The sequence below is a fragment of the Niallia sp. 03133 genome (genome assembly GCF_052663225.1).
The window spans coordinates 143903-158757 of record NZ_JBQTCY010000009.1 but is presented as its reverse complement, the minus strand read 5'-3'; the positions used below and the strand labels follow the sequence as shown (position 1 = coordinate 158757).

Annotated in this window: 9 protein-coding genes and 1 other annotated feature; of the genes, 3 read left to right on the top strand and 6 right to left on the bottom strand. The window is 36.7% G+C overall.

Annotation, left to right across the window (positions count from 1 at the left end):
- Positions 1-13 precede the first annotated feature (13 nt).
- From ACTYBU_RS14285 to ACTYBU_RS14260, 6 genes are all read right to left on the bottom strand, one after another.
- Positions 14-1198: a DHH family phosphoesterase gene (locus tag ACTYBU_RS14285; RefSeq protein ID WP_445490763.1), complete on the bottom strand. Its 1185-nt coding sequence runs from the start codon at positions 1196-1198 to the stop codon at positions 14-16.
- Positions 1199-1510: 312 nt separating this feature from the next.
- Positions 1511-4594, bottom strand: a complete 3084-nt coding sequence (ileS, locus tag ACTYBU_RS14280) for an isoleucine--tRNA ligase (RefSeq protein ID WP_445490762.1) — start codon at positions 4592-4594, stop codon at positions 1511-1513.
- Between the two features lie 41 nt (positions 4595-4635).
- Positions 4636-4887, bottom strand: a binding site (T-box leader).
- A gap of 299 nt (positions 4888-5186) precedes the next feature.
- Positions 5187-7073 (bottom strand): squalene--hopene cyclase, encoded by a 1887-nt coding sequence (shc, locus tag ACTYBU_RS14275; protein ID WP_445490761.1) that lies wholly within the window; start codon positions 7071-7073, stop codon positions 5187-5189.
- A gap of 548 nt (positions 7074-7621) precedes the next feature.
- Positions 7622-9916, bottom strand: a complete 2295-nt coding sequence (locus ACTYBU_RS14270) for a thiamine pyrophosphate-dependent enzyme (protein WP_445490759.1) — start codon at positions 9914-9916, stop codon at positions 7622-7624.
- The gene (locus ACTYBU_RS14265; protein ID WP_445490758.1) at positions 9916-10932 is read right to left on the bottom strand and encodes a 2-oxoacid:acceptor oxidoreductase family protein; all 1017 of its coding nucleotides are present in this window, start codon (positions 10930-10932) and stop codon (positions 9916-9918) included. Before ACTYBU_RS14265 ends, ACTYBU_RS14270 begins: the two co-directional genes overlap by 1 nt.
- Before the next feature lie 410 nt (positions 10933-11342).
- A complete protein-coding gene (locus ACTYBU_RS14260) occupies positions 11343-12305 on the bottom strand; it encodes a substrate-binding domain-containing protein (protein ID WP_445490756.1) in 963 nt (320 codons plus the stop codon).
- A 193-nt stretch (positions 12306-12498) separates the two neighbouring features.
- Here ACTYBU_RS14260 and modA point away from each other — a divergent pair, with 193 nt between their 5' ends.
- The 3 genes from modA (at position 12499) to ACTYBU_RS14245 (ending at position 14735) form a co-directional block, all read left to right on the top strand.
- A complete protein-coding gene (gene modA / locus ACTYBU_RS14255; protein WP_445490755.1) occupies positions 12499-13308 on the top strand; it encodes a molybdate ABC transporter substrate-binding protein in 810 nt (269 codons plus the stop codon).
- Between the two features lie 70 nt (positions 13309-13378).
- Entirely contained in the window at positions 13379-14056 is a 678-nt protein-coding gene (gene modB / locus ACTYBU_RS14250; RefSeq protein ID WP_445490753.1) for a molybdate ABC transporter permease subunit, read from the top strand.
- Positions 14057-14075: 19 nt separating this feature from the next.
- Entirely contained in the window at positions 14076-14735 is a 660-nt protein-coding gene (locus tag ACTYBU_RS14245) for an ATP-binding cassette domain-containing protein (protein ID WP_445490751.1), read from the top strand.
- The last annotated feature ends 120 nt before the right edge of the window (positions 14736-14855 follow it).

Genomic DNA, 14855 nt, shown 5'->3' with positions numbered 1-14855 from the left:
GCCACGTTTTATGTTATTTTTTATTTTTTACGTATGCTATTAAATACCCTGTAAATTTATAATCTTTTGCCAGCCATGCAGCATGATTTCTTTTAATAAAGCTTTCTCCTTCTGTAAAAGAGGGAAAAGTTTCTGGGAGCTGCTGTTTTTTATAATCTATCGCCCATTCTTTATTCGTTAATGGATATAGAAAAAAGGTTTCTTCCGCTTTATTTTCGTAGAGTGTGCCTAATGGAGATTCTTTTACATTAAAAGTATTCTTTCTCACATCTTCTCTTAATGGTTCTAGCGGGAATGTATCTGTCACAAAGTTTTTATATGCATCCGCAGTTAAGATGCAGCCAGAAGCTTTAGCATGTCCGCCGCCGCCATATTTACCTGCAATCTCGGAAACATCTACATGATCATGAATAGTACGAAAACCGACTCTTTTGCCGCCTATATTAAGAATAACAATATAGTCTAAATGCGGATATTCTTTGCCCAGTTCATTTCCTAGTTCCGAATGGTAGGATTCTGCATAGACCACGCCAGCATAATAATCATCGATTTTTATTTGTACGAGCTCTCGTCTTTTGCGACGAATATACCGTTCAATTTTATTTTCTTCCATTTCTAATATTTTTTCTTCAAGATCATCAAAAAAGAAATGATCCTTATTCTGAAGCCTTGAAATCATTTTCTCTTCAAATTCACCCATGGAAATAAGAAAGAACAGGGCATTTAATCTTTTTGCCTGCTGGTTATTATTTTTCTCCCAGTCCCATGTATCATATTGTCTGACAAGTTCCACAAACTCTGCTATGCAATCGTTTGGAGCAAGGTATTCATGCAGAACAAGATATTCATATAATAAAGAAGTAGCGGATGTTAAATTTCCTTCTGCATCTTCTACTGATACATATCCCCATGCATGATCATTTAAATGCAGTGCTGTTTTATGATGATCAATTAGCTGCACTTTTCCGCCCTTTTTATAAAAAGCATCAAGTTTTTTTGTATTTTCGTCATTAACAGAAAGATCGGTAATAAATAGAAAGGGGGCATCTTCCTCTTGATGATGAAGGAACTTTTCCACTTCTTGATTTAAGCTGGAAACAGAATTATAACGAACCTCCACTTTCTCTCCAAAAGCGAGTTTTGCTAATATTCCACAGCCAATTCCATCTAAATCATTATGCGATAACAATTTGTACATTTTTTTCACCTCTGCCCAATAGTATAATCTAATATGGAAAAAATAGAACAGGTTGTAACATTTTTCTTCTATTATTTTATCCTACACTTAACGGGCAGTAAAACCCCCACCTCGGGGATGCTGAGAAATCGAGGAAGCTAGGTGTTGAAACTCGCCCGTAAAGATCCGATAAGTTCAACTAACCATCAGTGGGGGATGAACAAAACCCCCACTGATGGAAGGTTCACTTTATAAAATTGTTAGATGGATTTATCGTTTTTCACAAAAAAAGTGTGAAACCGCAGTTTCACACAGACATTCCCAAAACAGACATCACTTTATTTCAATCCACACTTCTTCATCCCCAATAAGGATTTTTTCCATCTGAGCTGATTTTTTTAGGTGAATATCCTTTAAGATTACACCATTATTAATTAGCGTTTGAAAGTCCCGTATCGATTCCATGAAAGCAGCAGATCCTGACAAATATAAATCAATGCGCTGTTCAACAGGCAAGTTTTTTTGTTTTCGCATATCTTGTACTGCTCGAATAAAGTCCCGTACGATTCCTTCTTTCGCTAAGTTTTCCGTGATGCTGGTATCTAAAATAACGGTAAAGTTATTAGTGTTAGCTTCCGCAAATCCTTTATTAGAAACTGTTTTTAGCACGTCTATATCATCAAGTGTTAAAGAAACGGATTCGTGATTATCTAACAGAACCGTAAATATCCCGGTGGTTAGGAAATCCTTTATGTCTTGTGTGGATGCATTGGCTACCTTCTGGTTAACCATTTGAACATTTCGACCTAACTTCGGCCCAGCGTGACGGAAATTTAACTTTAGTTTATGCACAATAAAATCATTAGACGAATTGACCCATTCCAACTCTTTAACATTAAGCTCCTCTTTTATAATATTTTCAAACAAGCGAAGAGAATGTGGGTCGGCAGTATTGCTTACAAGAATTATTTTTGCTAAAGGCTGCTTTGTTTTGAGCTGATGTTGATGGCGAATGCTCCGTCCTAATTCGACTATTTCGAGAACGTTTTGCATTTTCTGTTCCAATTCTATGTTGATTGCAGCATCATTTATTTCCGGATAATCTGTTAAATGTACACTATCTCCTGTTAATGTTAAATAAATATCTTCTGTTGTAAATGGAATAAAAGGAGCAAGCAATTTGGACAATGTTGTTAATAAAGTATAGAGTGTTTGAAAGGCAGCAGCTTTATCATCTGACATTCCTTCACTCCAAAATCGATCTCTATTTCGGCGGATATACCAGTTGCTTACTTCTTCTACTAATTGTCCAGCTAATCTTGCTGCATTTGTTAATTGATATGCGTCCATTTCTTTTTTTATTTGTTTAGTGGTTGTTGCAAGTCGGGAAAGAATCCATTGATCCATTAATGAATAATTGCTGCTTTTTTGTGCTTTAGGATCAAATAGATCAATCTCCGCATAAAGGGAATAAAAATGAAATAAATTTGTAAGTGTATCAACCAGTTTTGATTTTGCTTCTTTCACATTTTTTTCTGCAAATCTTTTTTGATTCCAAGGAGCGCTATCTTCTATAAGTGCCCATCTCAGCGGATCTGCACCATACATCTTTATTAAATGTACTGGATCAAGAGCGTTCCCTTTGCTTTTGGACATTTTTTGACCATGTTGATCTTGTACATGACCTGTTGCTAAAACATTTTTATAAGGAACTTCTCCTTTGTAAAGAATAGATACAGCAAGGAGGGAGTAAAACCATCCTCTTGTTTGGTCGATGCCTTCTACGATAACATCAGCTGGGAACTGTTTTTGAAACAGCTCATCGTTTTCAAAAGGCATATGGTATTGGGCAAAAGGCATGCTGCCGCTGTCAAACCATACATCAATTACTTCTGGTGTCCGATGCATTACTCCTTCACAGGATGGACATTTTAATTTAATTTGGTCCACAAATGGTTTATGAAGCTCTGTCTCTGTTATCGGGGCAGCAGCTAGCGATTGCAGTTCAGCGATGCTTTTTGGAGCATAATCTTTGCTGCAGGATGTACAAACCCAAATATTTAAAGGTGTTCCCCAATAGCGGTTTCTGCTGATATTCCAATCCACTAATCCTTCGAGAAAATTTCCAAACCTGCCGTTTTTTATATGATCAGGGAACCAGTTAACCTCTTGGTTTTTCGCAATAAACTGATCTTTTAAAGCAGTTGTTTTAATAAACCAGCTTTCAGCAGCATAATAAAGCAGAGGAGAATCACATCGCCAGCAAAAAGGGTAAGAATGTTCAAATTTTTCTTTTGAAAATAATAATCCTTTTTCATGCAGCAATTTGATAATATCGACATCGCTATCCTTTACAAATTTTCCAGCAAGTGGTGTTATTTCTTCTTTATATTTTCCTCTCTCATCGACAATGTGGATAAATGATAAACCTTGTTCTTGAACAAGTCGATAGTCATCCTCTCCATAGGCGGGGGCAATATGAACAATCCCGGTACCACTGGTATTTGTTACAAAATTCCCCGATACAATCTTAAGTCCTTTTTCGACAGAGGTAAAATGAAAAGGAGGTTCATAGGCAAGACCGATTAATTCACTTCCTTTTACAGTTTCGAGTATTTCACCTTTCTCTTTTAGCACCGCGCTTACCCTATCTAAAGCAATGATAAAAATATCTTGGTCTACTTTAACTTTTGCATATTCAAGCTGTTCGTTTACTGCAAGGGCAACATTGGCAGGTAATGTCCATGGAGTTGTTGTCCAGCCCAATGCATAAACATTTTCTAGTTCTTTTAGTTTAAATTTAACGGTTGCGCTCAAATCTTTTACATCTTTATATCCTTGTGCCACTTCATGGGAGCTTAGTGATGTTTGGCAGCTTGGGCAATAAGGGGAAACACGATGCCCCTTATATAGCAGCATATTCTCGTGGATAGTGCCGAGAATATGCCAGACGGATTCGATATAATCATTGCTCATTGTCATGTAAGGTTTATCCAGATCAACCCAATAGCCAAGTTCTTGTGTAAACTCCCGCCATTGTTTTTCATATAAAAAAACACTTTCTTTACATTTTTGAATAAATGCTTCCACCCCATATGCTTCAATTTCCTGTTTGCCGGAAATGCCAAGTGCTTTTTCAACACCAAGTTCAACAGGCAAACCATGTGTATCCCATCCAGCTTTTCGTATTACTTGTTTTCCTGTCATAGTTTGATAACGTGCGATAATATCCTTGATTGTTCTGCCAAGTGCATGCCCGACATGAGGGAGCCCATTGGCGGTAGGCGGTCCTTCGTAAAAAACAAAAGAATCGTTATTTTTTCTATTTTGAATGGACTTTTGAAAAACCTTTTCTTTCTCCCAATAGGATAATACTCTTTTTTCTCTGTCGGTGTTTGCTTCCTTTTGCTTTTCCATTATGAAACCTCCTTTAAAAAATAAAAAACACCCGTCCCTATAAAAGGGACGAGTGTATTATCAACAACCCGCGTTACCACCCAAATTCTGCTGCTTTTAAAAAGCAACAGCGCTCTGACAACGTACTATCATACGTGTTCCTTGTAACGGCGGAAACCCGTCAAAGCTTACTGTATTTTCAGCCCTGCATCTCAGAGATGATTTTTCCGTTTCGGATTCCTTGCTGGCTTTCACCATCCTCAGCTCGCTGTAAAGTCATGACCTAACGTACTTTTTCTCTTCATTGATTTGTAATTTTTGGAAATGTTTTATATATAATAGCATTTCTTGAAAAAATCTTCAAGAGAATTTTGCCTATTTTATCCCACTCTTAACGGGCAGTAAGACCCCCACCTCGGGGATGCTGAGAAATTGAGGAAGCTAGGTGTTGAAACTCGCCCGTAAAGGTCCGATAAGTTCAACTAACCATCAGTGGGGGATGAAGAAAACCCCCACTGATGGAAAGGTTCACTTTATTAACAAAGAGAGAAAATGAGCAAAAGCAGCATTTTTAATATTAAATTAATACAATTGTTTTAATAAATTTAGCAGTCTATTTTTCAATTTCTTTTACATAGTGTGCAAGCGCCAGTAATGGAAATATTTTATTGTAGCTTTGATAATAAATATAAAATTGGCTAGGCAGACCAATTCCTGTTGGATATTGAAGATTTCTAGCATTTTTTTCTTGTTTTAAAAGAAATCTTATCCCTTTTGAAACACTTTCACTTTTGATTTCCCCTGCAGCTATCAGCGCATCAATCGCCCATGCAGTTTGTACCGGTGTGCTAAAAGGTAAAGGAATATATTGAAGCTGCTCGCAGCTTCGGCAAGATTCTCCCCAGCCGCCGTCCTTTCTTTGAATTTTTTTTAACCAATTTGCTGCGTTCTCTATACTTTTATCTGTCTTTTGTATTCCTGCAGATATTAGTCCAGTTACCGCTGCCCATGTCCCGTATATGTAACAAACACCCCAGCGGCCATACCAGGAACCATTTTTTTGCTGATTTTCCAGTAGCCATTTTATGCTCCTTTTAATAGAAGAGTGAGATTTATTTAGTTCGGCAAAGTTGCCGAAGTACTCTAAAACTCGTCCGGTTAAGTCGGGTGTGGATGGATCGACAGCTGCATCTTTTGCATTTTCAATTGGAATAAACTGAAGCAGCTCCCAGTTTGTATTCTTTTCGAAAGCTCCCCAACCTCCATCTCCATTTTGCATCGACAATAAATAATTTGCTCCCTTTTGATAAGTTTGATAGATGCTGTTATTATTAGCAGCCAGTTTGGATAAGGCACGAAGAGCGGCTGCTGTATCGTCATTATCCGGATTATTCGTATTTGTGTCAGAAAAACCCCAGCCACCTGGTTTGGTATTTGGGCTATGAACAGCCCAGTCGCCTTTTTTGGTATGCTGTTTTTTAAGCAGATAGGATAGGGAGCGTTGAATCACTGGCTTTTCAACAGATAGTCCTGCTTCTTGCAAAGTATAGCTGATTAATGCAGTGTCCCAAACAGTAGAGGTTGAATTTTCTAAGTGAGCAAATTTGCTATTTTTATTGATTAGTAAAGAGAGTCCATGCATTGCTTTTTGAATAACAGGAGCATTTTTTCTATATCCTATTGCCAGCAGTCCATATATCATAAAAAAAGTAGCGCTGGCATAGCTGTACAATGTACCATCTTCTTCTAAACGGTCTAAAAGATATTTTTCAGCATATCTATATCCAAAATGATGCCAAAAAGCAGGCAGGCTTCCCACTTTTTTTATCTCTTCCCAAATAAAAGATAATGGTGATCGAAAATCTTCTAATTCAGAGAAGGTAGGGTAAAGAGGGGCGCTTCTATCAAATAGTTCGTTTAAATCTGGCGTATTTGCGCATTTTATGGAAAACTTTTTATTCGATGCAAGCAGCATGGGAACAAAATGAATGCGAGCATATGCACTAAGCTGAAAAAAGTTAATGGGTTGGAATGTTGGCAGCAATAAAAATGTCATTGGAATATAGATTGTATTAGACCAAGGGTAAATGCCATTAACCGATAACATCCAGCGAATCATAAAGTGTGCTTTTGCTAACCCGCCGTTTGCTAGAATATAATTTTTTGCTTTTTGCATCTTTGCCTCTCTTTTATTCACATAACCAGAATATAAAAGTGCTGTATAAGCAATAACTGTCGCAGATAAATTGCCATTCTGCTCATCATCATACGCTTGCCAATATCCCTTATCATTTTGGGTAGATCTTAAACTTTCAACTAACGATTGAATATTTTTTTCTTCTTTTTTAACCTCCAGTGTTCTACAAGCAATAATAAAAAAAGCATCTGTAATTAAGCTTCCTTGGAATCGAAATTTCCAGGTTCCATCCACTTGCTGTGTTTCAGTTAATTCATTGATTCGTTTTTCAATTTCTTTTTCAATTTCTTCTTTATTATTCAAACCGCCACCTCATAGTCATCTTTTTTAAAAGGAAAAGTGGTTACGTTTATAGGTATGCGAATGAAGGGCATATTCATGAATGAAATATAAGGAAGGTAAGAATTTTTACTAAATAGGTTGGAAAGAAGGGGGATAGGAAGGAAATGACAGAGGGAAAAAGGTAGTCTTTTACCCTGATAATCCGAGTTTCTTCTATTGTATTATTGTATGTTGTTTAGCAAATTTCGGATATGTGGGCGGTTTATGTCATTGTTTCAAATATAATATTTTATTATGACAAAAGACAAGGGGAGAGTTTCTGCCCATGTCACAGCTTAGTCTGAGGTTTATGCTAATAAATACTTTGTCAAAGCCGAAATAGTTAAATTTTATCCCACTCTTAATGGGCAGTAGGCCCCCCACCTCAAGATGCTGAGAAATCTAGGTGGGGGGCCTACTGCCGTGGGAGGTACACAAACTAATGTCGCTACTTCCTGTGGCAACGTTTGTGTGATCCACATCCTAACCATCAGTGGGGGGAGAACCCCTCCACTGATGAAAGGTACATTTTATAATAAAGGATTTTCATGTTTTATTTTTAATTTGCTCCATCTTTTATCTACTTCATTATTAAAATCATTTAACATTTCGTGATTCTCTTCTTTTAATAAATGCTTGGTTTTTCCCATGAATTTCAACCATTCTGTAAGAGGTACTTTTTTCTCTTTATCCTCTGGATCATAAGTAATCGTTGTTATTCCATTTTCTACTTCATATAGAGGGAAGAAACACGAATTTACAGCCGCTTCTACTATTTTTGTTCCAAAGCGATCCTCTGATTTCCAGTTTAGTGGGCAGGTTACGAGCAGTTTTCCATAAACTGTTCCAACGTTTTGAGCATACCATTGTGCTTTAGCTGCTTTTTTAATTAAATCCTGCGGGAAGGCTTCTGAAGCAGTAAATACATATGGAATGTTGGTTGCAGCCATTATTTGAGCCGTGTCTTTATGATGGAATGCTTTCCCTTTTTGAGCACGGCCAACTCCACTGGTGCTAGTCATATGGCCAATTGGAGTAGAATAAGACATTTGGGAGCCGGTATTCATATAGCCTTCATTGTCGTATTCAAGCATAATTAAGTTATGATTTCTTAATGCAGTTCCAATGGCAGAACCCATTCCGATATCCATACCGCCATCACCTGTAACCATAACAAAAGTGGTGTTGTCTTGAATTTCTATTTCTCCTCGCCGCTGCAATTCCAAAAAGGCTTCAACTGTTCCAGAGAGAGTTGCCGGCCCATTTTGGAATAAATTATGAATCATGGTTTGTTTATGTGAAGTGTGCGGATAGGCAGTTGTGACAACATAGGCACAACCTGTTTGAAATAAAACTACCACATCTCCTTCAATGCCTTTAAAGAATAACTCTAATCCAGTTAAAATTCCGCAGCCTGGGCATGCACCATGTCCTGGAGCCAGCCTTTTTGGCTTAGCGGCAAGAGAGCGAAGTGGCGGTACTTTTACATTCAGCTTGTTGTTTTCTTCGTCTTGTGTAACTTGTATTAATCCTGAATTATAAACATCGCCGTATTGAGGTTCTATAACAGGAGCTAAATCATTTTCCTGCTTGCCTAAATAATGGCCATAATAATCAAATGGCTTCTCTGCATATCCTTTATCTACTGCATCAAGAGTCATGTGGAAAAATTCTTCTGCATCATCTGCATAAAAATCTTTTCCGCCTAAACCAAAAACTCTGCTTAAAACGATTGTTTCATTGTTTTTATCTTCTTGGATAGCCGACTTTACTTCATGGGTTAAGTTTGGTCCATTACCGCCATACGAATCTGCACGTTCTCCAACTAATAAAGCTTTTACATTTCGCAATGCGGTTCTAACTTCTTCAGATGGGAACGGACGGATAATATTCGGACTGATAACACCTGCTTTAATTCCTTTTTTACGTAAACGATCTACTACATCTTTTGCTGTTTCAGCAGCCGAATTAAGAAGGAATAAAGCAACTTCTGCATCTTCCATCATATAAAGATCTAAGATTGGATAAGAACGGCCAGACATTTTTTCAAATTCTTTCGAGATTTCGGCGAAAACCTCTTTTGCCTGATACATTGCTTCTGATTGCTGAAAATGGTTGTTCAGCAAGTCGTCTCCGTTCATATGGGCACCAATTGTTACCGGCTTTTTCACATCACGAATTGCTGGATAGTCAGTTGGGCATGGACCAACAAAGTCTTGTACGACTTTTTTCTCTTTGAAATAATTTACTTTTCTCTTTTGATGAGAAGTAAAAAATCCATCATATGCAACAATAACCGGCAATCGAACTTTTGCGTGCTCAGCAATTTTTAATGCCATAATGTTTAAGTCATAAACTGCCTGCGGAGTTCTTGCTGTTATAATAACCCAACCTGTATTTAAGGCATAATATAAATCAGAATGATCACCGCGAATATCGAGTGGTCCGCTAATAGCACGTGTAACAAGGTTTAGTACCATTGGAAAGCGTGTTCCTGATTGAACTGGCATTTGTTCCAGCATATACATAAAGCCATTGGCACTTGTAGCATTAATGACACGAGCTCCTGTAGCCGCCGCCCCGTAGCATATACCAGCAGAGCCGTGTTCTCCATCTGCTGGAATCAGTTTAATATCATGTTCACCCCTTGTTTTCATTTGGTCCAGATATTGTGCGACTTCTGTTGATGGAGTAATAGGAAAGTAACCCATGATATGGTAGTTGATTTGGGCTGCGGCCATTGCAGCCATTTCATTTCCAGATTCAAATGTTGTTACTTGTACTGGAGCATTTTTAATAAGCAAATCATTTTCTAAAACGGACATTATAAACCACCTCCAGTAGTTATAAAAGGAAACTCTTGTTTGACCTGATTAGCTTCTGCAAATCCTTCTGTTTCACGGACGGAACTAAGTGCGCTTGTAGGGCATGCTTCAAGGCATTTTAAACAACCCTTACAGTATTGGTAATCTATTCCTTTAAGAGACATAATAGTACGTCCCTTTTTATTAACTTTTTTATCCCAAACAAAGCAAAGGTCAGGACAAACAGCATCACAGGAGGCACAGCTTATACAGCTATCTTTGTCAAATTTCGGTAAAAAACCTTGACGAGATCCACCTAAATCTTTCACAAGACTATTCCCTTGTGCGGTTATCACACCGCCAATTGTCTGTGTATCATATCCAAGAGTTGAACGCGGGCGTAAAAATAAATTTGTGTGAGCATCTTGAGGAGTTTCATAGGTTTTAAATTTCACTTCGTCATAGCCTCTATCAAATGTTCGAATATTCGATTCGACAAGGTGAGGATATTTCTTTTCAAACGTCTTTCTTATTACATTTCGCATGGCATCAGGATCAAGAAAATCGCAAATCCGAAATAAGGCACCTAGCATAGCTGTGTTAACCTTCGTTTTTTCCTTTACTGCGATTTGAAGAGCATCAACAATGGCAAGCTTTCCATACTCGAGATGAAGGTCTCTTTTGACATCATCAAAATCCCTTGATGAGTTGACTAATATCGTTCCATTTGGATTGAAGCCGCTTGTAACATTTACAGATTTATATAATGCTTCATGGAAGACCCCGATAACATGAGGTTCCTCAATTGGGCTGTGTGCCCGAATTTCTGTTTCCGGATCACAAAAACGGATAAAGCTTTTTACTGGCGAACCTTTTTTTTCAGATCCATAGGAAGAAAAATTTGCTCCATTTAAACCTAGGCCAAGCACACCTGATTCAGCCAGCATTTTTCCTGCAAGGTTTGCACCTAAGCCACCTATTGATTCTAATCGAATTTCAAAAAAGCCGAGTTCATTTTTAGTCGGTAATATAGACATTGAACTCCCCCCTCATAGCATAATTTTGCATTGATTGAACGGTAGTTTAAAAATTTTAAAATATTCACAAAAAAAGACAGAAAATTTAAAAAACTGTTCATGATTTTTATTCTAATAGATAAAGCAATTTATAGCTGTGACAAATATCGTAACTTTCCATGGTTGAAATAACATTTTTTTGAAATTGGGTCGATAAGTGGCAAAAAATTGAACAAAAAAAGCCAACAGCCATAAAATAGGAGTCAGCTTTTGTTTATCCCACTCTTAACGGGCAGTAAGACCCCCACCTCGGGGATGCCGAGAAATCGAGGAAGCTAGGTGGGGGATAACTGCCCGTAAAGATCCGATAAGTGCAACTAACCATCAGTGGGGGATGAGGAAAAACCCCCACTAATGGAAGTTTACTTTATTTATTGTTCAAAAACGATTTTACCTGTTTCTTCTACATCGTATCCAACAGCTTTTAATTCACTTTTTAGTTCCTCTGATTCTATTATTTCTTTTATCATCTGAATGAGTTCTTTATTTTTTTCTGATTTCAGAATAACTAAATCATAGTTTTCAGTTATAAGTGGAATAAAATCAACTCCAGCTGTGTAGGATGTTTTTTCAATTCCTATCCCAATGTCAGCTTTTCCTTGGCTGATGCCTGCTGCCACGCTATAATGACTCATGCATTCTTGATTATAGCCAATTACGTCCTTTTTCTTTATTTGATGCAGTCTTAATTGCTCATCCAGCAATATTCGCGCACCAGAACCGATTTCTCTATTTAAAATCTTTATGTCATGCCGCTTTAAATCGTTCCACCCTTTAATATTTTTGGGATTTCCACTTTCAATATAAAAACCTGCTTGTCTGTTGATATAGCGGATAACAATAAAGGAATGGCTGACAAGCAGTTTTTTTATATAGGGAATATTATACGTATTTGTATCTCCATCAAATAGGTGGGTGCTTACTATATCTGCTAATCCTTTATACATAGCTAATAGTCCATTTAGGCTGCCAATATAGGAGCGAAGCGGCCTGTAAGCTTTTCCTTTTGCTTCAAAATGTTTTGCCAATATATCCAGGGAACTATCTTGACCGCTGATTATGATCGAACGGTAATTGGCAAAAGGATCATAAAAAGCAGGCGCTGCATTAGTAGTCGTTTGAGCTGCAGCAGCTTGATCATTTTCTAGAGGATCTATAAGAGTTTCTTTTGCATTTTTTTTGAAAGTTTCCAAGTCTGCAGCATCTACCCGCATCTGTCTGCCTACTCGATAAGCTTTGATTTTCCCTTTTTTTATCAGGTCATAAACGGTTAATTTGGACACCTTTAAAATATCGGCAATCTCTTCAGTTGTAAAGGATTCATTATGATTCATTCATTAATCCCCCAAAAAAGTTTTTTGAATTTTTTTTCATTTTACCATTTACTATCTTCCCAATCACATTTATAATCGCCTTAACTAATTATATTTAAGTATAACTAATTATATTTGTTATCGATTTTGATTAAATAATTATTATGTTTAGTTATATTTAATTATAATTAATATGATTTAAGGGGGGAAAGAAATGAGAAGAAATGTAATAATGGCTTTTTTATTTAGTTTTATTTTAGTTGTATTAGCTGCATGCGGGGCAAATGAAAAACAAACATCGAAAGAACAAAAAAAAGAATCCGCCCCAAAAACAGTTGAATTAAATATTTCTGCTGCTGCTAGTTTAACAGATGCAATGGGAGATTTACAAAAAACATTTCAAAAAACACATTCAAATGTAAAATTTACTAATAATTTTGGAAGCTCTGGGAATTTAGCTCAGCAAATTCAACAAGGTGCTCCTGCAGACATTTTTCTATCAGCAGACCAAAAATGGATGAATACATTGTCTGACAGCAAGCTTATTCGTACAGATACAAGAAAAGACTTTTCAGGAAATAAAATTGTTTTAATCACTGGGAAGGACAGCAAAATTGATATTAAGTCATTTAATGATTTAAATGCAAGTAAAATTGGACAAGTTGCAATCGGTGATCCAAAAAGTGTGCCGGCGGGAACTTATACAAAAGAATCGCTAGAAAAAATCAACAAATGGAAAGACTTGGAAAGTCACTTTGTTTTTGGAAGTGATGTTGTACAAACCTTAACATATGTGGAATCTGGAAATACTGATATAGGTTTTGTTTACTCCAGTGATGCTGCTTTATCTGATAAAGTAAAAGTCTTGGCAGAAGCAGATTCTTCATGGCATAAGCCTATTATTTATCCGGCTGCAGTTACAAGCGATTCAAAAAATCCAAAGGAAGCAGCAGAATTTGTAGACTTTTTATTAACAGATGAAGCACAGAGCATTTTAAGCAAATATGGATTTGAAAAACAATAAAAATCTAAATAAAATTGGTTTGAAAGTCAGATATTTGGAAAATAGAGTGAGATACAGGGGGCAATAGCATATGAATTATACACCTCTATTTTTGTCATTAAAAATTGCCAGTATTGCAACCTGCATCGTTTTTATACTAGGAATTATTTTAGCCAAGAGTATAGTGCAAAAGGATTTTTTTGGAAAAAGTGTTTTAGAAGCAGTAATACTGCTTCCAATGGTTTTGCCACCTACAGTTGTTGGATTTGCCATTCTTTATTTCTTTGGCAAAAACGGGCTGATTGGAAAGCTGCTTTTAGACTGGTTTAATTTTCAAATTGTGTTTACATGGATTGGAGCTGTGATTGCATCCATAGTAGTTTCCTTTCCGCTTATGTATCAAAGTGCTTCAGCAGCTTTCCAAAATTATTCAAAAAACTTAGAAAATGCGGCTTTAACGATGGGAGCATCAAAATGGAGAGTGTTTTGGACAGTTTCCTTTCCCCTTGCATGGCCGGGATTGCTTGCAGGATTAGTATTAACATTTGCTAGATCATTAGGAGAATTTGGAGCAACCTTAATGATAGCTGGTTTTATTCCAGGAAAAACAGACACTATTCCACTTACCATCTATTTTGCTGTTCAATCTGGAAATGCATCTATGGCAAATTATTGGGTAGTAATTCTCATAATACTAGGTTTTTGTGCGATAATTTGGCTGAACTGGTGGAGTAGAAAAAATATGTTGAAGTATAAAAGTGAAAAGTGAGAAGAAAGGAGAATAGCTGATGCTTTTTATGCAGATAAAAAAACGTCTTCCACATTTCACAATGGATATCGAATTAACAGCAGATAATTGCATTATCATTCTTTTCGGCAAGTCAGGTTCAGGCAAAACAACCATTTTGAATTGTATCGCTGGATTAGATCATCCTGATGAAGGAGTCATTAAGTTAAATGATTCTATATTTTTTAAAACAAATGAAAAACCTCTGAAAATACAAAAAAGAAATATTGGCTACTTATTTCAAGATTTTGCTTTGTTTCCACATATGACAGTCAAAAAAAATATTCGCTATGCTATGAAGAACCAGGAATTGATGGACCATCTTGTTCAAGTAATTGGAATTGACCACTTACTGGACAAATATCCCAATCAAATATCGGGCGGAGAGAAACAACGAGTTGGACTAGCAAGGGCGCTTGCAGCTCAACCTAAAATTCTTTTGCTCGACGAACCATTCTCCAGCTTGGATCAACAAACAAAAAGCGAATGCTATATGGAGCTGTTGAGATTGCATAATATGTGGAAAATACCAATTGTCATGGTTACTCATGATTATGAAGAAGCAAAAAAATTGGGGAATCAAATATTGCATGTAAAACAAGGAATGATCATTGATAGAGAGTATTTTCAAAAAGCTAATGGAGGAAAAGCTGGTCTATAGAAATGTATAATCCAATGTTGTAAGCATCTAATTTTTTGATGATTGCAACATTGGTTTTTTTTATTTGAGTAAAACACTCGAGATTTTTGTCTTTTTGTAGGTATTTTCACCTAAAAAAGA

Bases quoted from the DNA above. Each gene is read 5' to 3' on its own strand.
- ACTYBU_RS14285 (WP_445490763.1), bottom strand. From the start codon at position 1,198: ATGTACAAATTGTTATCGCATAATGATTTAGATGGAATTGGCTGTGGA.
- ileS (WP_445490762.1), bottom strand. From the start codon at position 4,594: ATGGAAAAGCAAAAGGAAGCAAACACCGACAGAGAAAAAAGAGTATTA.
- ACTYBU_RS14270 (WP_445490759.1), bottom strand. From the start codon at position 9,916: ATGTCCGTTTTAGAAAATGATTTGCTTATTAAAAATGCTCCAGTACAA.
- ACTYBU_RS14265 (WP_445490758.1), bottom strand. From the start codon at position 10,932: ATGTCTATATTACCGACTAAAAATGAACTCGGCTTTTTTGAAATTCGA.
- ACTYBU_RS14260 (WP_445490756.1), bottom strand. From the start codon at position 12,305: ATGAATCATAATGAATCCTTTACAACTGAAGAGATTGCCGATATTTTA.
- modA (WP_445490755.1), top strand. From the start codon at position 12,499: ATGAGAAGAAATGTAATAATGGCTTTTTTATTTAGTTTTATTTTAGTT.
- modB (WP_445490753.1), top strand. From the start codon at position 13,379: ATGAATTATACACCTCTATTTTTGTCATTAAAAATTGCCAGTATTGCA.
- ACTYBU_RS14245 (WP_445490751.1), top strand. From the start codon at position 14,076: ATGCTTTTTATGCAGATAAAAAAACGTCTTCCACATTTCACAATGGAT.